A 17,773-nucleotide genomic window follows, 5' to 3' on the forward strand; every position below is an offset into this window, starting at 1 on the left:
GTCACGGTGGCAGCGGCCATGGAGATGGTGGTGGTCATGGTGCATCAGGCCATGACGGTGACGGTCATGGTGGTGTTGCCGGGAACAGAGGCTCAGGCAACGCGCATGACAACGATGCCGCAGATGCAGCCAGGGACGCTGCCAGAAACGATGCAAATGCAGCCAGAGATGCTGCCAGAGCTGATGCAGATGCAGCCCGGGATGCTGCAAGGGCTACTGCAAATGCAGCCAGAGACGCCGCCAGAGCCGAGGCGGATGCAGCCAGGGACGCTGCAAAAGCTGCTGGCATACCGGGCGCAGATGCAGCCAGAGATGCAGCTCGGGCCGCTGCCGACGCAGCCAGGGACGCCGCCAAAGCAGAAGCCGATGCGGCCAGAGATGCCGCCCGTGCTGTTGCAGATGCGGCGAGGGACGCTGCCAAGGTAGAGGCAAACGCAGCCAGAGAGGCTGCCAAAGCCGAGGCGAGGGACGCCAGAGAGGATGTGGCTGACGCCCCGGACGCCCCAGACGCGCCGGATATCGACGCGGTTGAGGTACAAAACTAGGCCTGCACGTTCTGCAATGAACACGGCAGGCATTCCCGTAGCAAACGTCCGAGAGTTTGAAGGACGTATTGGCAATAAGTCGCAAGCCCCGAAGCGTCATGGGGTTTGCGACTTCTTTTGGCCGATTTCTGCCGGCCTTCACTGGAAGCATTGGGTCGAAAACTGCCTCTGGCTCTCATGCTTGAGTGGGCGCCTGTACCTTATAAATACCCGTCAGCGACAAAGAGTATCTGCCAATCCTCTGGCCTGCTGAGTCGCAGCCTCACGCGCATCAAGATCAACGTCTTCCCCCAGGATGGTCTTCTCCACAATCACCGAATGCACATCGGTCACGCCGATGAATTGCAGCCAGGCTTCCACGTAGGGCTTCTGGAAGTCGAAGCGTTCCGCCGGTGTGATCGACTGCGCTGAAAAATCCAGGCCTCGGGCGTACGCGACTACGGCGATTTTGTTGTGCAGCATGCCTTCCAGACCGCGTTCCGGATCGAAGCTGAACAGGATGTCTTTCTGCGATATCAGGTCGATGAAATGCTTGAGCTTGTACGGGATGCTGAAATTCCAAAGCGGTACGGACATCACGAGTACATCCGCGCGATGCAGGTGCGCAGCCAGGTCCTTCAAGGTGTTCCAGGCCTCTTGTTGCGCCGGGGTCAAGGCAGTGCCGCTGAGTCCTGCGTATTTGGCTTCCATTGCCAGCTCATCGAATTCCGGCAACGCCATGTTCCAGAGGTCGAGGGTGATGATGTCGGTGTCCGGGGTGTTTTCTCGATAACGCGCAATGAAGCTGCGGGCGACTTCAAGGGACGCCGAGCGCTGCTTGCGTGGGGAGCATTCGATATGGAGCAGGGTAGTCATGGCACGCCTCGAGTGGTGGGGTAGGGAGGCATTGCAACATAGTTATATTTGAAATATAAATCGTAAATTACTAGTCGATTAATCACGTATAAAACTATGTTCGATTCGCTGCTACTCAAAACATTTGTCGCTGTGGTCGACGAAGAAGGCTTCAGCCGTGCAGCGCAAAAGCTGCACCTGACTCAGTCTGCGGTGAGCGGCCATGTGCGGCGATTGGAAGAACAGATTGGTAAACCCCTGTTGACGCGTACCACCCGTTCCCAGCAACTGACGCCCGATGGCGAGCGCTTGCTCTCTTATGCGCGCACGATCCTTGTGCTGAACCGTGATGCCTGGGCGGAACTGACGCGTACGCCATTTCACGGGCGGCTGCGGATCGGAATATCCGAGGATTTTGTCGAATCCCGACTACTGCGTGCTTTTCAGGAATTCGCGGCGCAGTACCCAGGGATGGAGATCGACGTGCAGGTGAGCATTCCCGGTACGTTGCTGGCGCTGATGAAGCAAGGGCATCTGGAGTTGGTCATCGGCTCACTGTGCGAAACCAGCGATGCGGGGAAATTGTTGTGGCAAGAGCCGCTGGTGTGGGCCTGGTCGGCGCAACCCGTCACCCGGTTACCGACGCCGTTGCCGCTGGCCCTGTTCCCCGAGCCATGCCCTTATCGCGAGGTTGCGTTGAAGCGACTGGCTCAGGCGGGGATCGCCCAACGCACCGCGATGTTATGCAGCAGCACCGCTGGGTTGCGGGCGGCGGCGCTTGCAGGCTTCGCGGTTGCGCCCATGACACTCAGTCAGTTGGGGCAAGGGCTGGTGGTTCTTGGGGCTGAACAAGGGTTGCCGGAGTTGCCGGATGCAGAGTTTCGGCTGTTTACTTCGCCTGAAGCGGATCAGGCGATGGTGGCGGCGGTTACTCAGCTCATCGTGGAGTATTGCTCCACGCGCAGGGCTTAACGGTCATTTCAAAGGTCAGTATTGAATGCGCTTGGTCGATAACCTTCATTGGTTGCGGACGCTCAGACTTCACTTGGGAAGCACTGAGCGAATATCCGATTCGTACCTCGTCGAGGTTTTCAGCCTGATTTCTACAGCCTGGTGTTACAGGCAGATTTAGCGACGATAGTAGCGGCGATCGTCCTCGTAGCGGTGCCGCATGGACCGATCCTGATGACGCTCCCAATAACGATGGCGTTCGGCATCCCGGCGGGCTTGCTCTCTACGCCACTGTTCTCTACGCCAGTCGTCTCGGCGCCAATTGTCTCTACGATCATGCCAACGGTCGTCATGCCAGTATCGGTCATCATGGGCAAGCAACGACCCTGGCTGGTTGCCGGCCATACTGGCCACGGTCGGCCAAGGGCTGCCGGCAGCCTGGACCGGCGCCTGAACGGCCGCCACTTCAGTTGCGAAAACAGGGGTTGAGGTCTTCATCTGTGTTGCTGATGCCGAGCCCACTGCCGCGAACGCGAACAGGCCGAAGAGCACCATCCGTAGGTCATGGAATTTCATGAGCGAAGACAACCTCTGAATTGACATGTTGATGTGTAGCCATCTGGCTGCGGGAAGCCTGCGAGTTAGCGCTTACCGAGCGAATGTGCCTGTCCACATAGACCTGTAAATAGGGAAAAGTTCTAGGGCGGCGCTGTTTAAATAGCCGGCGGTCTCACTGTTCGACCCCTTTTTGAAGTTTGCTTTGTCCATGCCCGCTTCTGGCCGTTTTCTGCTCTGCGTGAAGCATTCTGGTGTTCTGCGTCGTCGCGTCGCGTCGCGTCGTTTTGTTCTGTCGCTGCAGAGCGAAGAGCGCCCGCGCAAAGCAACAGCGCATCAACCACCCTGATCGAAACAGCCTCGCGGCAGTATGAAAATGGCCAACTGGACCAGGCCGCCGCCACGCTGGAGCGTGCCCTGCATATCCAGCCGAACAATCCCGCGACACTGCATTACCTTGGTGTGTTGCGTCTTCAGCAGGGGCAGTACCAGCAGGCTGAAACCTTGGCGGCGCGCTCGAACATGCGGGTTGGGCGCAACGTCGAGTTGCGTAACCGTAACTTCCAATTGATCCAGGCGGGGCAGCAGGCCCAATCCTACCTGGTGCGCGGTTGAGTTTCTGAGTGTCCGCTTTTGCAAACTTGCCATTCGTCACGAGCTCGTGGCGAAGTCAGCATTGTTTCAATTGAAGAGTGACATGACCCCTTTCTCGTTACTGCTCAAGCATCAAGCTACGCCAAATGATCATAGGCTTTTCTACAGGTGCGACTTCCGGTTGCAACTGCTCCTGTGTGTGTCTGTTGTGCGGTGGCGGCTCCTCTGGTTCAGGCGCTGGAGTCTGATACTTGGCGGCATGTACGTTATCTACTGACATTTTTTGTAGTGCGCTTATTTGATTGTTACGGTGACTTTGCCTTTTGATCTGCCCTGCTCGACGTACCGCAACGCCTCTGCAGTCGATTCAAAAGGGAAGGAACGATCGATGACCGGTTTGATGACGCCAGCCTCGATAAGCGAGGTGATTTTTTGCAGTTGTATCCCGTTGGCACGCATAAACAAAAATACATAGCTCACCCCATGTTTGCGGGCTTTTCTGCGAATACCGCTGCTCAGCAGGCGCATGACTTGCCCCAGCACCCAGGACAAGCCTTGCTCTTGGGCAAATTGCGCGGTCGGCGGCCCCGAAAGGGAAATGAGTTGTCCACCAGGCTTGAGAACCTTGATCGATTTCTTCAGTACATCGGCGCCGAGGCTGTTCAACACCACGTCGAAATCGCGTAACTCGTTTGCAAAATCCTGATGTTTGTAATCGATGACCACATCCGCCCCGAGTGCTTTCACCCATTCGACATTCGCCGTGCTGGTGGTGGTCGCAACGAAGGCGCCGAGGTGTTTGGCGAGCTGGATGGCAAGCGTGCCGACACCGCCGGATCCGGCATGAATCAACACCTTCTGGCCTTTTTTCACATGGGCGGTCTCAATCAGCGCCTGCCAGGCCGTCAAGACGGCCAAGGGGATGGAAGCCGCTTCGGCCATGTCGAGATTCGAGGGTTTCAGCGCGAGCGCGTTTTCGTTCACTGCGATCAGTTCAGCAAACGTCCCGATCCGTGCCTCTGGAGGACGTGCATAGACTTCGTCTCCTGGCTTGAATCGCTTCACCGCAGAACCCGTGCGAACGACCACTCCGGCCAGGTCATTGCCCAATACCAATGGAAATGTATAGGGCAGGATCAGTTTGAATTCCCCCGTTTTGATCTTCGAGTCCAACGGGTTCACGCTCGTTGCATGCACCTGGATCAGAACGTCATGCACACCGACCGCAGGGTCGGGCACTTCGCCAATCATTCCGTTCTGCTTGCCGTAGCGGTCGATAAAAAATGCCTTCATGTTGCAGCTGCTCTTGTCGGTGGAATGAGAATGGGGCGCGGCCCCGACAACGTTGATGCGATTAGATGTGCAGGCTGTCAGGAGTCGAGGAACGCCAAAGCCTTGGCCACGAAATCGGTATGGTGCTGAAAAATGCTGCCGTGCCCGGCATCCGGGTAAATGATCAGTTGCGCGTTGGGGATTCGCTTTGCCAGATCAATCGAGTTCACGGTGGGCACCATGATGTCGTTGTCCCCGTTGGCTATCAGGGTCAGCATCGGCAGGCGACTGAGATCTTGCGGCGCTTGCTTGCCCCACGCAGTAATGGCTTTGAACTGCCGTAAAAATGCGCCGGGTGTCGGGCCTTTGCTCCGGTTTTGCTGGCGTTCTTTCAAACGTTGCAAATACTCGGACGCGGCACGTTGGCCGTTGGCCGTGGTAGTAAAGAACAGGTAGAACTTGGGGTCTCGCAGCGTCAGCAAACCTTTGATGATCAATGGCCAGGTCACCGAACCGACCCTGTCGATGCCTGTGCCACCGGCCGGTCCGGTTCCGGTGAGGATCAATCTGCGCACTCGTTCGGGGGCTTTCAGGGCGATGTCTTGAGCGACGAAGCCGCCGAGTGAAAAGCCAAGCAGGTCAACCTTGTCAAAACCCAGCGCACGAATCAGGCCGATTGCATCGTCAGCCATCTCACCGACGGTCAATGGCGCGGCGCCCCCCGAGCCACCGATACCGCGGTAATCAGTCGTGATGACACGCCGGTTTTTTGCCAGGCCGTCGATGATCCTGGGGTCAAAGTTATCCAACACTGCCCCCCAATGGTTGAGCATGACCAGCGGGACTTCCGTCCTGGGTCCCAGGTCACGATAGGCGAAGGGTATCCCGCCAATCAGAACCGACTGGTTCGCCGCGCTGATAAATGACGACTGCGAACCCGGGTGATTACGTGTCGCTATAAGGGTCATGTTTACTCCGTCCGATTGCGGGGCGAGGCGGACCTGCTCGACATGGGTCAGACTTGAGTCAAGTAGCGTTGCGCCACGGCGGATTGCCTGATCTGCGACAAAAGACCCTGACGCGCGGTTTGCAGGGCATCCCAGCGCTCGCCTTCATGCAACGGAGGAATGGTCACCGGCTCGCGACGGTCGAAGCCAACCAGTGCGGCATCGACCAGATCACCCACTTCCATGATTTCGCTCAAGGTGTTGATGTCGATACCGGCGCGATCCCAAATCTCAGTGCGGGTGGCGGCGGGCAGTACGGCTTGCACATAAACACCCAGAGGCGAAAGTTCCAGGCTCAGGCCTTGGGAAAGGAACAGCACAAACGCCTTGGTCGCCCCATAGACCGACATGCCGAACTCAGGCGCCAGACCCACAACCGAACCGATGTTGATGATCGCGCCTTCACCTGCTTTGGCCAGGCGCGGCGCGATGGCGCTGGCGAGCCGCACCAGCGCGGTGGTGTTGAGGGCCACCAGTTGCGCAACGCTGTCGGTGCTTTGCTCGATGAAGTTGCCGGACTGTGCGGCGCCGGCATTGTTGACGAGGATGCCGATGCGCACGTCATCCCGCAGGCGCGCTTCGACGGTGTGCAGGTCGCTGAGTTGAGTCAGGTCGGCCTGAAGCACTTCAATGGCGACGTTGTGTTCGCCACGCAACTTCGCGGCGAGCGTTTCCAGGCGCGATTGGTCGCGGGCGACCAACACCAGATCATGCTCGCGTTGGGCGAAACGCTCGGCGTAAACCGCGCCGATGCCGGTGGAAGCGCCAGTGATGAGAACGGTAGGGCGAGTAGTCATGATGTCAGCTCTTTATCAGGAATATGGATTGGATTGGATTGGATTGATGCACGAATAAAACCAGGCTCGATCAGCCAATGCCTAGTTCGCGGCAGCGCTTGATTCGGCAAGTGTCGGGTAGTCGATGTATCCCGCCGCACCGCCGCCGTAGAGCGTGGAGGGGTCGAAGGCGGACAGTGGCGCACCGGTCTTGAGTCGCTCCACCAGATCGGGGTTGCCGATAAAAGGGCGGCCAAAGGCGATCAGGTCGGCCTTGTCATGCGTAAGGCGTGCCGTGGCCAGGTCCAGGTCGTAGCCGTTGTTGGCGATGTAAGTGTTCTTGAAGCGCTGGCGCAAGGCGTCGAAATCAAATGGCGCCACGTCGCGTGGCCCGCCGGTGGCACCTTCGACGACGTGCAGATAAGCGATGTCCAGAACATTGAGTTGGTCGACGATGTAATCGAACTGAGCCTGTGGATCACTGCTCGATACACCATTGGCCGGCGAGACAGGCGAAAGGCGAATGCCCGTGCGATCAGCACCAATCTCGGCTGCCACCGCGGCCGTCACTTCCAACAGCAGCCGCGCACGGTTTGCGATCGAGCCGCCGTAGGCATCAGTACGAAGGTTGGCGCCGTCCTTGATGAACTGATCCAGCAAATAGCCGTTTGCACCGTGGATTTCCACGCCGTCGAAGCCTGCCGCAATGGCGTTTGCCGCCGCTTGGCGGAAATCGTTGACGATGCCTGGCAGTTCGTCAGCCTCCAGCGCCCGCGGCTCGGAAACGTCCTCGAAGCGATTGTTGACGAACACCTTGGTCGCGGGACGAAGAGCTGAAGGGGCTACCGGCGCCGCGCCTTGCTGTTGCAGATCCACGTGGGAAACACGGCCCACATGCCACAGCTGCAGGAAAATTCTCCCGCCCTTGGCGTGCACGGCATCGGTCACCTTGCGCCATCCCTCTATCTGCGGTTGCGTGTAAATGCCCGGGGTATCCTGATAGCCCTGTCCCTGCTGCGAGATCTGCGAGGCTTCTGAAATTAGCAAGCCCGCGCTTGCCCGCTGGCTGTAATAGGCAGCAGCAAACTCACTCGGCACAAAGCCTTTGCCCGCGCGATTGCGCGTCAGTGGAGCGAGAACCACGCGGTTCGACAGCGTCAGGGCGCCAAGCGTGTAGGGGGTAAACAGATTCAGGTCGCTCATGGGTGTTTGTTCCGTGCCCGTTGGTAAATGGTCATATCGCTTGCGATTAGGATGATGATCGAAATCTAAGCTGTCAACGATTTTGATTATGATCGGCATCTATGTATCATTGGCCGATGAATTTCAGCGGTAGAGAGGTATCGAACATGCGAGTGTCCAAGGCCCAGGCTCAGGCAAATCGGGAGCACATCGTCAAAACGGCCTCAGTCGTGTTTCGCGAGCGCGGATTTGACGGTGTAGGCGTGGCCGACCTGATGGGCGCCGCCGGTTTCACCCATGGCGGTTTCTACAAACATTTCGGTTCGAAGGCTGACCTGATGGCCGAAGCCTCGGCCAACAGTCTTGCGCAGTCACTGGTCGGCGCCGAAGCATTGAGCGTGAAGGATTTCATCGATGTGTATGTGTCCAGGGATCATCGCGACGGGCGCGCCACGGGTTGCACCATGGCGGCGTTGTGCGGTGACGCGGCGCGTCAGTCGGGCGATTTGAAGTCGGCTTTCGCTGAAGGCATCGAGCGCACGCTGCAAACGCTCGGCGAAAAATACCCGACCGGGCCGGATGCGGCGCCGGGGGAGGCGAGGGTGAAAATGATCGACCTGCTGGCGCGTGCGGTCGGTGCGATCATGTTATCGCGCGCCTGTCCTGACGACTCGGCGCTGGCCGATGAAATTCTGGCGGTGTGTCACGCGCAAATGACCGCATCATTATCCATTCAATCGTAGATTCAGTCGTAGAGGGGATAGATGGATGTCGCACAAAACGTGCTGACTCGCTTTCATTTCGTCGTTGGATGACACGTACTGGCTGTGCAGCCAGTCGTTCGTCGCCGTAGGTTTTCTCTCATAGCCCCTGCCGGGCGTACGCGGATCAACTACCGGAATAGCGAAAATCACCCTCTATTCAAGGCAGATTTCAGGCGTTGCAGCCAAGCTATCGAGAAAGGCGCGAATCTGCCGGGAACCGCGCAAGTGCACCACAGGAATGTGCGGGCCGATGGCCAGGCGCACCGCCTCGATTCCTGGACGGTAGCCACGATCGAAGTTCCACACGAAATTCAGAAAGGTCAGGAACGCCCGGTCGAGCTTCTCTGTACAGCCTGCTGCAAGGTCAGGGCGAGGGCGGTTCATGACGCTGCGCCTGATCACCCGGGTAAAACAGGTGAGCCGCGAGGTATCGAGCCAGATGATCAGGTCGGTCCGGGGCAGGCGAAGGTCGAAGGTTCGCCGCGCATAGTTGCCTTCACAAATCCAGGCCTCTGGTGTGAGCGCTTTGCGGACCCGTGCGCGGAACTGCTCGGCGTCGGGTTCGACCCAGCCGGGTTCCCAGAACAGCGTGTCGAGGTGCACCACGGGCAGGTTCAGGCGCTTGCCGAGGGCGCGGGCGAGGGTAGATTTGCCGCTACCGGCATTGCCCAGAATGACAATCCGTTGCATGGGGAGACTTCCTGTCGCGAAAAAAGCCGACAAGTGTGCAGGTTTTGGTTGGCGCAGTAAAAGGCGGCTTCGACGAGAGACGTCTATTGAGCGATTTCGAAGCTGCTGCTTCAGGCTGTCCGGTTCAGCACCAGCAAACGTACCGCCAGCGCCGTCATTACGACAGCGAAGCCATAAGCACCCAGGCGGCTGGAGATTTTGCCCCCACGCAGGCGCCCATGTAGCTGCCCGGCACAGACGCTGAGCAGGGAATGAAAGATCAAAGCGATCAGCGCAAGCAACACACCTAATACCATCAGTTGCACCGTGACGCTGCTGGTTCCCAGGGTGACGAATTGCGGCAGGAATACCATGAAGAACAACAGCGCCTTGGGATTCAACAGGCTGTTGAGGGTCGCCCGGATGAAGATCTTGCGCCGCGATGTCAATGCAGGTTGAACATCCGCGTCCGCTGGTGGAGTGCTCAATGCCTTCCACGCCAGCCACATCAGATAGCAAGCCCCGGCCCACCGCAGCAAATCAAATGCCGGCGCCCAACTCATCACCAGCGCACCGAGCCCCGCGCTGACCATGGCGGTCATCAGCACGTCGGCCAGGGTTATTCCCAATGCGGCGGCGAAACCGGCACGCCAGCCATGGGCAACGGCATGGCTGGTGACGATGGCCATGTTCGGGCCAGGCACGATCAGCAACAGCAGGGCGGCGACAGTGAACAGGTAAAGGTTGGTGGCGTCCGGCATAGCGCAAACTCCCCTGGATGAGAAACAAGGCTAACCGTAGTCATTGGGTTGAAGCAGATACAGTGGAGGTGGATTTGATAGCAACAGTCAGGTGTATGGCGCCCGGTTGGCTTGAGCCGCAAGCGGGTGCATCGAGCGCCCTGTGCTACATCAGTCTCGTCAGTCGGTTTTAGTGCTCGCTAAAAAGTACGCAACCAACGCGTTGGCATGGCCATGGCCCATGCCGTGTTCAGTTTTGAGCAACGCAACCATCTCCATATGCTTCTTGCCGTTGACTGTCTTGAGCAGGGTTAGCCAGTGGGTGATTGGCTGCCCATACTTTTTTTCAATAGAGGGAAAGTACGACGCTGGTCCTTTTACTTTTGGATCGTCGGTCATGACGCAAACTCCTTTTTTGCTTGAGAACTATCGGGAGACATTACCCAGAGAGAACCACGACTACGATGACGGCAAATCCTGCGTCTTTCCGGATTCGACAGCAGTATAGAAAGTCATTCGATGGATGCCGATCCGCCGGTCGAGGCGTGCGGCGCTAAAGCCACGTATTCACCACCCGCCGATCCAGCTCCTCCCAGTCCGCCATGCCCAGCACCCGCGTGGTGTTCAACCCGCGTAAATAACCGCGCAACTGATTGGCGGTGGCCCGCACAAGTTCCGGGTCGGGCGCGTGTTCGCCCAACAATACGGTTTCGTATTGGACCAGGTACTCGGCCACCCGGTCGCGGAAGTCGGGCAAAACGGCATCGCGGATCAGGTCAAAAGTTCTCAAGGATAGATCCTCATCAATTTTTTTAGTGGTGATTCAGAGTGTGTACCCATCTGCACGGCGCGCAACTATTGCTAGAGGTAATAGTGACCATTACGAAACACAAGTTCTGCTTTGTTGGTTATAGGCGGAAAATCACCTCCAACGAACACGCACAGCGACGCAGTCCCGCTGCTGGATAAACCGAAGCTTTTATTTTCTGGATAAGACCGATGCGCTCTTTATTTTTACCCGCCATGGCGATTGGCTCTTTGTTGCTCGCCGGTTGCGCCTCCGCGCCGAACGACCCGACCCTGACCTTGCAGACCAGCAAGACCCCAGCCCAATACGCCGATTGCGTCGTACCGAAATTGCAGAGCCATGCGTTGAACCCGACCGTCTCGCAAACCCAGCGCAGCTACCGGATCGTGGTGCCGAGCAAAGTTTCGGCCGACAACGTGCTGGAAGCCTACAAGGCCGGGAATGGCGGCAAGGTATTCATCTACGAACGGCACTTGCTGGCTTCGAACCTGCTGCCTTCAAGTTTTGAACGCGCCGCACAGGACTGCATCTGACTCCGGCCCGTAACGCTTTCTACAGAGCTCCTTTGGTTGGCCGCAACCAACCAATTTTTTACCCCGCAGCCCATTTGGTTGCGGGGCTTTTTTTGTTCTAAACGAAATCCCGGGGACAGAAACAAGAACGGCGAAATACTAGCTCCCGCAAATTCGACGTCGTTTAGCTGAACTGGATATGGGATAAGCGCAAAACCTGTAGGAGCCGGCTTGCTGGCGATGGTCGTTAACGATAACGCGTAAGAGTTGGTTAAACGCGGGGTACTTGAGTCCATCGCCGGCAAGCCGGCTCCTACAGGGGAGCGCGTACACCATCAAACAACGAGGTCGAGCGTTAGCTCGCCTTGCGGCCTGAATCTTGAGACGTTTTCGGGACTTTTATTGACCCATCATTCACTCGTCTGAATCGAAAGGCCAAACCGATACTCCTGATTTGCCCCGGCTTGCAGAGATGTCTGTTCAATCACGAAGCCGCAGCGTTCGAGTACTTTTGCCGAGCCGATATTGTCGACGTAAACGTTGGCAACCAGTTGATTAAGGTCCCAACGCAACTGCGCTTGCTCGATCAAATGCCTCACCGCCCGCGTTGCCAGTCCTTTTGCGCAAGCACTTTGAGCGATCCGATAGCCGACTTCTGCCGACCGCGCGGACGTGTCGATGTCTTTCAGGTTCGCTCGGCCCACTATTTCCCCCCCAGCGTTTACGATGACAAAGGGGTGCCAGGTGCCGGCGGCATAATCAGATAAATAGGCTGCAATGTGCTCGGTGACACCCTGCACCGAATAGAAAGCAGCACCGCGTGCGTCAATGTGGCGCTCGAACCACTCGCGATTGTCCCTTTCAAACGTCAGCAATGCCTCAGCATCAGTGTTTTGCAGGGTACGAATTGTGACGGTCTCCATAAGGACGCTCCTTTTCCTGGTGGAACTACTTGGATAAGGGTGCAGAGGCACACTTGTCAGTCGTTTGCCGAGTTGGCGCCCGTAAAGAATGACCTGTTGAGCAAGCAACTCACAATTCGAAAAAACCTATTGAATAAAAACTCTATAAACGGGAAGCTCACTGGCGCATTGCTAGTAACCAGTAAGTGAGTATTGCCAGTTTCTGGCTCAGGGAGCGTTGATGAGTTTTCGTCCTTTGACCGACTTCCCGCGGCAATCGAACGATTGCGATATTGTCGCCTCTGAGCTTAAAGGGAATTCGGATACTGTCGGCATGACCTGCGCTGGCAACGAGGATACGATCGAACACTTACTGAACTCGGCGCGCAACTGGACGTACACCACCGCGTGGGTCGTTTACCGTGCCGGTGAACAGATGCATTTGGTCGGGCAGGGCGACCCACAGGCGCAATGGCCGTCAAGTGTTGCGAATGAACAGTTCGATGCCTTTTGCCAGACCCGGCACTTGCACCGCTGGCCGACCGGCAGCGGCGAAAGTGTGCTGGGTTGGCTGCTTGCGCCAATCGCCGAGGCCGAAGAACCGGCGCTCGCCGGTTTTGCCCTGCGCCTGGGCATTGAGGTGCAGACCAATACTCTGGCCCGTGCGCAGATTACTCAACGTGTGCTGTATGAAATTACCTACCTGGCCAGTTCGACCCGCGACCGGTCAGTGTTCCTGGTGGGGGTTCACCAGTTGCTGGCGAGCCTGATCGACGCCGAGAACTTCTATCTCGCGCTGTATGACCCGCACAGCGGCAAGATCGACTACCCGTATTACGTCGACATCATTGACGTTGATGCCGTGGAGTCCTCGCATTACGAATACCTTGACCCTTCGCATCTTTCGTTGACCGGCCAGGTATTGACCAGCGGCCAGCCGTTGCTGATCGACGCCGCCGGCATTCTCGCGGCTCAGGCCGAAGGCCGTTTTTACTGCGTGGGAGATCGTCCCGAATTCTGGATGGGCGCACCGTTGAAAAATGCCTCGGACGAGGTGTTTGGCATGCTGGCGATGCAGGTCTACGACGTTTCTCGTACCTACAGCGCCGAGGACCGCGCGCTGTTTCTGGTGGTGGCCCGCCACGTGGCCATGGCGCTGGACCGGATTCTGCACCGCGAGGATCTGGAAGCGACGGTGATGCGTCGTACCCTGGAGCTCTCGGCGCTCAACGACGCCTTGAGGCAGGAAGTGGCAGAGCGAGAGCGCGCCGAACATCTGCAGAGCGCGCTGTTTCAGATCGCCGAACTCTCCAGCCGGCCTGGTGACATGGCTGAGTTGTTTCAAACCTTGCATGGCATCGTCGGTGATCTGCTGTTCGCGCGGAACTTCTATATTGCGCTGTTCGACGACGCGACCACTGAAGTGACCTTTCCGTATTATGTCGATGAGCGGCAGACGGCCTGCCCGGTGGCACGGCGAGGGCGCCGGGGCTTGACCGAGTACGTTATCCGTCAGCGTCGACCTTGCCTGATTGACGCCGACGAAGCTGAGCGATTGTCTGCGCACGGCGACATCGAACTGGCCGAAGCGTACTTCCGATCCTACTCCTGGCTGGGCATTCCATTGTTCGATGGTGATGTGGTGCGTGGCGTACTCGCGGTGCAAAGCTATACCTCGCAAGTGCGCTATACCCTGCGCGACCAGGAACTGCTGACGTTCGTCTCCCGGCACATCGACACGGCGTTGTCGCGCCGCACGGCCGCCGAAGCGATCCATGCCGCCAACCTCAAGCTGGAAGCCCGGGTGCAGAACCGTACCCGCGAGCTCGATCACGCCAATGCCAAGTTGCAACACGAAAACTCCCACGATGCGCTGACCGGGCTACCCAATCGTACCTACCTGCAACAGCGCCTCAATCTGGCCTGGTCGCAGTTCGGCAGCGAAGGCGGGCACCTGGCAGTGATGTTTATCGACCTCGACCGTTTCAAGATGGTCAACGACAGCCTCGGCCACCATTTTGGCGACCTGCTGTTGATGCAGGCCGCCCACCGTTTGCGTGGTTGTCTGCGCGACAGCGACATGCTCGCGCGCCTGGGGGGCGATGAGTTTTCCGTGCTGGCTCCCGAGGCGCCGCTGGAGGTGGTAATCGACATCGCCGAACGGATTCTGGTGGCGTTTGACCTGCCGTTCCTGATCAATGGCTATGAAGTGTTTTCGTCCTGCAGTATCGGTATTGTCAGCGCCGACAGTCAGTTCCATCAGGAACCCGCCGACTTGCTGCGCGATGCCGATGCGGCGATGTACCGGGTCAAGAGCGCCGGGCGCGACAGCTACGCAGTGTTCAATCAGGAAGTGCGCCGTGAAGTCTCGGACCAGGTTGAGCGGGAAGGGGCCTTGCGCAACGCGCTCAAACGCACCGACGAACTGTTGCCGTATTTCCAGCCGATAGTCAGTGTCGAAAGCGGCGAACTGTTGGCCCTTGAAGCACTGATCCGCTGGCATCAGCCGGGCGGCCGGGTGATCGCGCCGGGCGAGTTTCTGCCGGATGTCGAGGGTCTGCGCCTGATTGGTCGACTGGACCTGTACATGCTGACCAGCATCGCCGCGATCCTCGCCCAACCCGAACACGCCAATTGGCCGGCGGTACACGTCAATTGCTCCAGCTACAGCATGACGCGCCCGGACTTTGCCAATGATGTGCTTGCGCTGTTGGCGCGATACGGGGTCGAGCCCTCGCGGATCTGCCTGGAGTTGACCGAAGGGGCACTGGTGGCGGAGCCGGCGATTGCCCGACTGACCATGCAGCAATTGGCCGACAACGGCATGTCAGTGGTGCTCGATGACTTCGGTGCCGGGTTTTCATCCCTGAGCTACGTGCATCAGTACCGCTTCAGCGGTTTGAAGATCGACAAATCGTTCATCCTCGAACTGACCACCAGCCCTCGCAGTCGCGCGATCGTCCGGGCGATTGTGCGGATGGCCGAATCGCTGGACCTCAGCGTTGTGGCCGAAGGTGTCGAGGATGAAGCGACGCTGGTCTTGCTACGCGAAATGGGCGCAGGGCAGGCTCAGGGTTATTACTTTGCGAAGCCGATGGGGTTGGAGGCGTTGTTGGCGAGTTCGTTGATGGTTCGTTAGGGGCTGGATCAGCCCTCAGAGGGCGTGATTGCGTCTTGAGCGGATTCAGCGGCCAGTTTCAATCGGTCAGCTTTGCTGATGTATTTAGACTTGTTTTGCGGTGCCAGTTTGGCACTGGCCTTTTTGGCGTGAGCCTTTAATAGCTGCTTTATTTTTTTCTGACGATTCATGTATTTCTACTCGGCTTGTGAATGCCTGAATGATGGCAGAGGTTTGCGTAAGAAGCCTAGGGGTGAGGCAGGGGCTTGCACCGCAATCAAACCCAATCTGATGGTTTGCGGACGATCACATTTGCGCCAGGCAAGCATACAAATCCCGCGACAGCGACGGTGTCGCGAGATCAATCGCAAGGGCGCGTTATTTGATCTGCACGATGACCGGACCTTCCGTTACGATCGGCGGGGACGCGTGGATACTTGATGCGTTTTTCTTGATCCACTCGCTTGCGACTTTCAAGCTCGCATCGCTGCCGGCCTTGTCCGTGCAAACCGTTACCGACGTACCACCATCACCCGTATTCAGCAGCGTGTAGCTTACGAGGCCCGGCACTGTCCGCAGGGTCGCTTCAACGTCGGTCTTGCGCTCTTCCAAAAGCTCGAAAAGCTGCTTTGCTCCAGTACCCAAGTAGGTTCTTATCACCGCATACATAGTCGTCTCCTATGGGGCGCCGTCTTGATGCCTGTCCAGATTCGCTGATGGCCGCTATCTCTCAGGTTTCAATTCACCCCGATTAATTAAGCTTAGCCACACGCCGGCGACTGGCGAAGTGCAACGACCACCGGCCGCTTCTGGCTGATTGCTGCGCCGCGGTCAGGATATTTCCGTGAAACTCAATCGAGTCAATTGGCAGGTGCCCATGGTCACAGGGCGCTGGCATCGTTTTCGTGTTCGTCTGCAAATGTCATGAGCACCTCCAGATCGAGCACATCCAGTTTTATCTGGGCAATAAAAGCGGAGAAGGCCAGGTTGGCGGCGAGCAGACGTAAATCGCAGGCCCAGGCCGGTAGATGGGTGGGGCCCTGGAGCCAGCCAGATTCAAATAGAGGAGCCAGGCGTACGGTATCGGCCAGACTGAGGCGTCCGGCAAACAAATGCCCCACCAATTCCGGTCGATTGTCGCGGATCGCGATGCGCAACAGGGTATGGACGCCCAGCAAACCCGTCAGGTAGGCGGCATCTTTGGTAAACGCCGAGCCGCCACGCAGGTCGGCGCCACGGAAGACCCGCTGGGTTGAGCGGAAGGACTCCTCTTGTGACTGGCCTGCGGCGAGAAACCCCTCGAATACCTGTATGAAATCGGCGCCGTCCAAAGCCTGCTGGACCGCAAGCACGCGCAGGGCCAGGCGGCGCAGGCGGTTGATGTCCATGCTGCCAGTGAACAGTTCTGCCAGGGTGGCAATGCCTTCCTGGGTTTGGGTCGTGCGTGGAGCCCCCAAACCCAGGCTTTTGAGGTTGGGCTGGAGCGCGCCATTTTGTGCGGTAGCAACATGCACGAAGGCCTCATGCTGCAATAACTGATTCTTGTCCAGTTCAGAGAACAGGGCACCGGTACGCAGGCGTATACGGCTTGCCCCGGCGATTGCCTTGGCAGCCAGCGTCGGGTCGAGCACGACCGTGACCCGGCCCTCGCCGAAGAAACGGTCCAGCTCCGGCTGCATCCAGGCGGCGAAGACCTCGGCCGGGATCTCAGCCTGAGTCGGTGGAATCCGGGCGCCACCCAATAGGGCGTCGGTGGTGGTGAGAAAAAAATTGGCCGCGTCCAGCATGCTGAGTTTCTGGCTCGGATAATAGAAATCCGGGCGTCGGTACAACGCGGATGAGTATTGAGTGAAGGCGGGAGTGCCAATCGCCCCCAGCATGCGTCCGGCCGTGGCATAACTGCGCGCAGTCATGGCGAGATAGTGCCCGGCGGGGTGCCCCTGATCGCAGCGTCCTATAAAGGCTTCCAGAGCGGCGATGTCGGCGCTGTGGTCGCGGGGGCACAATTCGACTTTGGGCAATTCGGCTTTCCCGTTACGCCAATGCGCCAGGAAAACGTCCTCGACGCCATCCGGCCAGGACAGGGCATTCAGTACGCGGATCTTGCGAGCCAGACCGGGTAGAGCGGCATCGAGTTCAGACAGGGGGGCGCTGCTCATGGAGTCACCCTTGAAAGACGAGGTTCATTCGAAAAAGCTTAGTCGTTCCGATGCGGTGCGTTGTAACCGATCAGGAGGCCCCCTGTTGTTCACGGGTGACTGAACCTTCCTGCTTCTTATATAAGACGATTATCGGGCCAGGGCTGACGGTGGCAGCCAGGGATCTTTGGTGTGGAAAAAGAATTTCCACTCAGGGGTTGACCACGTATTTTAATACTGTACTATTCGCCTCCCGCTAACGAGCAGTTCGCTGCTGGTTCTGGTTTAAGTTGTTGATTTAGTTAAGAAAAATCATCAACTTTTAAGGTTGCAGTTTGATGAAAGGCGCTGTAGAATGCGCGCCTCGGTTGAGACGAAAGATCTTAACCAACCGCTCTTTAACAAT

Annotated in this window: 19 protein-coding genes and 1 pseudogene; 6 read left to right on the top strand and 14 right to left on the bottom strand. The window is 57.9% G+C overall.

All coding sequences use genetic code 11. The features are described 5' to 3' along the window. A partial coding sequence (locus tag J4E42_RS28600; protein WP_404943266.1) for a hypothetical protein occupies positions 1-426 on the top strand: 426 nt, incomplete at its 5' end. Positions 427-758: 332 nt separating this feature from the next. On the opposite strand, the gene J4E42_RS28605 is transcribed toward J4E42_RS28600, so the two are convergent. Continuing rightward, positions 759-1,400, bottom strand: coding sequence for an FMN-dependent NADH-azoreductase (locus J4E42_RS28605; protein WP_008037796.1), 642 nt, complete (start codon positions 1,398-1,400; stop codon positions 759-761). A 96-nt stretch (positions 1,401-1,496) separates the two neighbouring features. Here J4E42_RS28605 and J4E42_RS28610 point away from each other — a divergent pair, with 96 nt between their 5' ends. Further along, positions 1,497-2,351: a LysR family transcriptional regulator gene (locus tag J4E42_RS28610; protein WP_008037795.1), complete on the top strand. Its 855-nt coding sequence runs from the start codon at positions 1,497-1,499 to the stop codon at positions 2,349-2,351. A 156-nt stretch (positions 2,352-2,507) separates the two neighbouring features. Here J4E42_RS28610 and J4E42_RS28615 read toward each other — a convergent pair whose 3' ends face one another. Beyond that, the gene (locus J4E42_RS28615; RefSeq protein ID WP_081500185.1) at positions 2,508-2,906 is read right to left on the bottom strand and encodes a hypothetical protein; all 399 of its coding nucleotides are present in this window, start codon (positions 2,904-2,906) and stop codon (positions 2,508-2,510) included. A gap of 216 nt (positions 2,907-3,122) precedes the next feature. Between J4E42_RS28615 and J4E42_RS28620 the strand changes: the two are divergent. Continuing rightward, positions 3,123-3,482 (top strand): annotated as a pseudogene (locus J4E42_RS28620) (tetratricopeptide repeat protein); the annotation flags it as partial. A 291-nt stretch (positions 3,483-3,773) separates the two neighbouring features. Here J4E42_RS28620 and J4E42_RS28625 read toward each other — a convergent pair. The 4 genes from J4E42_RS28625 to J4E42_RS28640 form a co-directional block, all read right to left on the bottom strand. Next, the gene (locus J4E42_RS28625; protein WP_008035523.1) at positions 3,774-4,772 is read right to left on the bottom strand and encodes an NADP-dependent oxidoreductase; all 999 of its coding nucleotides are present in this window, start codon (positions 4,770-4,772) and stop codon (positions 3,774-3,776) included. A gap of 77 nt (positions 4,773-4,849) precedes the next feature. After that, positions 4,850-5,719 (bottom strand): alpha/beta fold hydrolase, encoded by an 870-nt coding sequence (locus tag J4E42_RS28630; protein ID WP_207286718.1) that lies wholly within the window; start codon positions 5,717-5,719, stop codon positions 4,850-4,852. 47 nt (positions 5,720-5,766) lie between these two features. Next, positions 5,767-6,555 carry an SDR family oxidoreductase gene (locus J4E42_RS28635; protein WP_207286719.1) on the bottom strand — a complete coding sequence of 263 codons (789 nt, stop codon included), beginning with the start codon at positions 6,553-6,555 and terminating at the stop codon, positions 5,767-5,769. Between the two features lie 81 nt (positions 6,556-6,636). Then, complete coding sequence (locus J4E42_RS28640; RefSeq protein WP_008035518.1) at positions 6,637-7,737, bottom strand: alkene reductase; 1,101 nt, start codon at positions 7,735-7,737, stop codon at positions 6,637-6,639. Positions 7,738-7,883: 146 nt separating this feature from the next. Here J4E42_RS28640 and J4E42_RS28645 point away from each other — a divergent pair, with 146 nt between their 5' ends. Further along, positions 7,884-8,459, top strand: coding sequence for a TetR/AcrR family transcriptional regulator (locus J4E42_RS28645; protein ID WP_008035516.1), 576 nt, complete (start codon positions 7,884-7,886; stop codon positions 8,457-8,459). 174 nt (positions 8,460-8,633) lie between these two features. On the opposite strand, the gene J4E42_RS28650 is transcribed toward J4E42_RS28645, so the two are convergent. The 4 genes from J4E42_RS28650 to J4E42_RS28665 form a co-directional block, all read right to left on the bottom strand. After that, positions 8,634-9,170: an AAA family ATPase gene (locus tag J4E42_RS28650; RefSeq protein WP_207286720.1), complete on the bottom strand. Its 537-nt coding sequence runs from the start codon at positions 9,168-9,170 to the stop codon at positions 8,634-8,636. A gap of 110 nt (positions 9,171-9,280) precedes the next feature. Beyond that, entirely contained in the window at positions 9,281-9,910 is a 630-nt protein-coding gene (locus tag J4E42_RS28655; RefSeq protein ID WP_207286721.1) for a LysE family translocator, read from the bottom strand. Between the two features lie 159 nt (positions 9,911-10,069). Then, complete coding sequence (locus J4E42_RS28660; protein ID WP_192228828.1) at positions 10,070-10,288, bottom strand: DUF4287 domain-containing protein; 219 nt, start codon at positions 10,286-10,288, stop codon at positions 10,070-10,072. A gap of 154 nt (positions 10,289-10,442) precedes the next feature. Further along, complete coding sequence (locus tag J4E42_RS28665; protein ID WP_192228829.1) at positions 10,443-10,679, bottom strand: hypothetical protein; 237 nt, start codon at positions 10,677-10,679, stop codon at positions 10,443-10,445. A gap of 209 nt (positions 10,680-10,888) precedes the next feature. Here J4E42_RS28665 and J4E42_RS28670 point away from each other — a divergent pair, with 209 nt between their 5' ends. Beyond that, on the top strand, positions 10,889-11,230 hold the full coding sequence (locus J4E42_RS28670) for a hypothetical protein (protein ID WP_192228830.1): 342 nt from the start codon (positions 10,889-10,891) through the stop codon (positions 11,228-11,230). 389 nt (positions 11,231-11,619) lie between these two features. On the opposite strand, the gene J4E42_RS28675 is transcribed toward J4E42_RS28670, so the two are convergent. After that, on the bottom strand, positions 11,620-12,132 hold the full coding sequence (locus J4E42_RS28675; RefSeq protein ID WP_207286722.1) for a GNAT family N-acetyltransferase: 513 nt from the start codon (positions 12,130-12,132) through the stop codon (positions 11,620-11,622). A gap of 220 nt (positions 12,133-12,352) precedes the next feature. On the opposite strand from J4E42_RS28675, the gene J4E42_RS28680 reads away from it, so the two are divergent. Next, on the top strand, positions 12,353-15,250 hold the full coding sequence (locus J4E42_RS28680) for an EAL domain-containing protein (RefSeq protein WP_207286723.1): 2,898 nt from the start codon (positions 12,353-12,355) through the stop codon (positions 15,248-15,250). 8 nt (positions 15,251-15,258) lie between these two features. On the opposite strand, the gene J4E42_RS28685 is transcribed toward J4E42_RS28680, so the two are convergent. From J4E42_RS28685 to J4E42_RS28695, 3 genes are all read right to left on the bottom strand, one after another. Then, positions 15,259-15,420, bottom strand: a complete 162-nt coding sequence (locus J4E42_RS28685) for a DUF2986 domain-containing protein (RefSeq protein ID WP_008037782.1) — start codon at positions 15,418-15,420, stop codon at positions 15,259-15,261. Positions 15,421-15,607: 187 nt separating this feature from the next. Continuing rightward, positions 15,608-15,898 carry a hypothetical protein gene (locus J4E42_RS28690; RefSeq protein ID WP_008035503.1) on the bottom strand — a complete coding sequence of 97 codons (291 nt, stop codon included), beginning with the start codon at positions 15,896-15,898 and terminating at the stop codon, positions 15,608-15,610. A gap of 212 nt (positions 15,899-16,110) precedes the next feature. After that, positions 16,111-17,388 carry a flavohemoglobin expression-modulating QEGLA motif protein gene (locus tag J4E42_RS28695; RefSeq protein WP_207286724.1) on the bottom strand — a complete coding sequence of 426 codons (1,278 nt, stop codon included), beginning with the start codon at positions 17,386-17,388 and terminating at the stop codon, positions 16,111-16,113. Positions 17,389-17,773 lie beyond the last annotated feature (385 nt).

It is taken from the genome of Pseudomonas sp. FW300-N2A2, assembly GCF_017351735.1.
Classification (GTDB): domain Bacteria; phylum Pseudomonadota; class Gammaproteobacteria; order Pseudomonadales; family Pseudomonadaceae; genus Aquipseudomonas; species Aquipseudomonas migulae.

Bases quoted from the DNA above. Each gene is read 5' to 3' on its own strand.
- J4E42_RS28630 (WP_207286718.1), bottom strand. From the start codon at position 5,719: ATGACCCTTATAGCGACACGTAATCACCCGGGTTCGCAGTCGTCATTT.
- J4E42_RS28685 (WP_008037782.1), bottom strand. From the start codon at position 15,420: ATGAATCGTCAGAAAAAAATAAAGCAGCTATTAAAGGCTCACGCCAAA.
- J4E42_RS28645 (WP_008035516.1), top strand. From the start codon at position 7,884: ATGCGAGTGTCCAAGGCCCAGGCTCAGGCAAATCGGGAGCACATCGTC.
- J4E42_RS28615 (WP_081500185.1), bottom strand. From the start codon at position 2,906: ATGAAATTCCATGACCTACGGATGGTGCTCTTCGGCCTGTTCGCGTTC.
- J4E42_RS28605 (WP_008037796.1), bottom strand. From the start codon at position 1,400: ATGACTACCCTGCTCCATATCGAATGCTCCCCACGCAAGCAGCGCTCG.
- J4E42_RS28690 (WP_008035503.1), bottom strand. From the start codon at position 15,898: ATGTATGCGGTGATAAGAACCTACTTGGGTACTGGAGCAAAGCAGCTT.
- J4E42_RS28675 (WP_207286722.1), bottom strand. From the start codon at position 12,132: ATGGAGACCGTCACAATTCGTACCCTGCAAAACACTGATGCTGAGGCA.
- J4E42_RS28635 (WP_207286719.1), bottom strand. From the start codon at position 6,555: ATGACTACTCGCCCTACCGTTCTCATCACTGGCGCTTCCACCGGCATC.
- J4E42_RS28610 (WP_008037795.1), top strand. From the start codon at position 1,497: ATGTTCGATTCGCTGCTACTCAAAACATTTGTCGCTGTGGTCGACGAA.
- J4E42_RS28680 (WP_207286723.1), top strand. From the start codon at position 12,353: ATGAGTTTTCGTCCTTTGACCGACTTCCCGCGGCAATCGAACGATTGC.
- J4E42_RS28670 (WP_192228830.1), top strand. From the start codon at position 10,889: ATGCGCTCTTTATTTTTACCCGCCATGGCGATTGGCTCTTTGTTGCTC.
- J4E42_RS28695 (WP_207286724.1), bottom strand. From the start codon at position 17,388: ATGAGCAGCGCCCCCCTGTCTGAACTCGATGCCGCTCTACCCGGTCTG.
- J4E42_RS28625 (WP_008035523.1), bottom strand. From the start codon at position 4,772: ATGAAGGCATTTTTTATCGACCGCTACGGCAAGCAGAACGGAATGATT.
- J4E42_RS28640 (WP_008035518.1), bottom strand. From the start codon at position 7,737: ATGAGCGACCTGAATCTGTTTACCCCCTACACGCTTGGCGCCCTGACG.
- J4E42_RS28660 (WP_192228828.1), bottom strand. From the start codon at position 10,288: ATGACCGACGATCCAAAAGTAAAAGGACCAGCGTCGTACTTTCCCTCT.
- J4E42_RS28655 (WP_207286721.1), bottom strand. From the start codon at position 9,910: ATGCCGGACGCCACCAACCTTTACCTGTTCACTGTCGCCGCCCTGCTG.
- J4E42_RS28650 (WP_207286720.1), bottom strand. From the start codon at position 9,170: ATGCAACGGATTGTCATTCTGGGCAATGCCGGTAGCGGCAAATCTACC.